Origin of the sequence: Novosphingobium sp. HR1a (genome assembly GCF_015594425.1) — a bacterium.
Lineage (GTDB): Bacteria > Pseudomonadota > Alphaproteobacteria > Sphingomonadales > Sphingomonadaceae > Novosphingobium > Novosphingobium resinovorum_A.
In genome coordinates this window covers 1-940 of record NZ_JABXWS010000151.1, presented here as the reverse complement: position 1 = coordinate 940, position 940 = coordinate 1, and the positions used below count along the sequence as shown (strand labels likewise).

Here is a 940-nt window from a genome sequence, read left to right as displayed (position 1 = left end):
AAGCTCGACTTTGTACGATCAGGTAGCGAAGCATAGTGCCTGAGCCATACGTTTTAGGCGGGTTGTGGGAATATAGTTCGGTTCTGGGTGCGGCGGGGAGTGTTGATTAATGTCGCCGACCCAGAGTTGGAGACGGACAGCTCCGATGGCGTCACTGAATGTCAGGTTGGTTTTTCGATACCAGGCGGCGGAATAAGGGGTGCTTTTAATGGTCAACAGATCGCAGGCCCATAGCGATATTAGGCTGTAGAGACCCAGCAGCGCCGGCGTGGTTCGCGCTATGGCTTTGTCGGTCCACTGGCGCTGTGTTTCGACACCAAGGTGAGCGCGGGTTTCTGCAAAGGTGACCTCGATCTGCCATCGGCGGACGTAGAGGGCGATCATCTCGGCGGGCTCGAGGGTGATGTCGGTACTGAAGAAGGCCTGCGGGTCGCGCTTTCCGTCAGGATCGCGAACCAGGACCCAGCGGACCGGCAAGACCGGGGTGCCGGGCCTGTACCATAGGGCGATGTCAGATGTGATCTCGAGCGTCTTGCCGCCCGCATGGCCATACCAGGCAGAGACGAGAATGCTGGTCCAGCGTGTCGCCGGGTTGGCGAGCAGGGTCTTGAGTTTTGGTAATGCTCGCCCTTTCTGTGCGGGGCGCCCCATCGTGCGTGCCGTTCGCCCCGCAGGCTGTGCAAACAAGTTGGCATCGAGCCGCAGTCGGCTGATGAGTGTGGCCCGGCGGACAATTGCATGTGCCAGTTCGTGGACAGCAAAGCTGCTGTCGCCAATGAAGATGATCCGCCGACCCGGCAGCCAGCGAGACAGCTGTAGCGCGCCCTGCCGCGCCCAGTCCGTCAGCAATTTATGACGACAGCCGCGTTGACGGTTCGATCGTTCCGAAGGAGCGAGCAACGTCAAGACTGGCAGCGCTTTGATCAGGCGGGTCCATGAC

1 protein-coding gene is annotated in these 940 nt (G+C 60.2%); it reads right to left on the bottom strand.

Annotated elements, in window-relative coordinates; translation table 11 throughout:
• Window positions 1-18 precede the first annotated feature (18 nt).
• A partial coding sequence (locus HWN72_RS30750) for a transposase (RefSeq protein ID WP_211152333.1) occupies window positions 19-940 on the bottom strand: 922 nt, incomplete at its 5' end.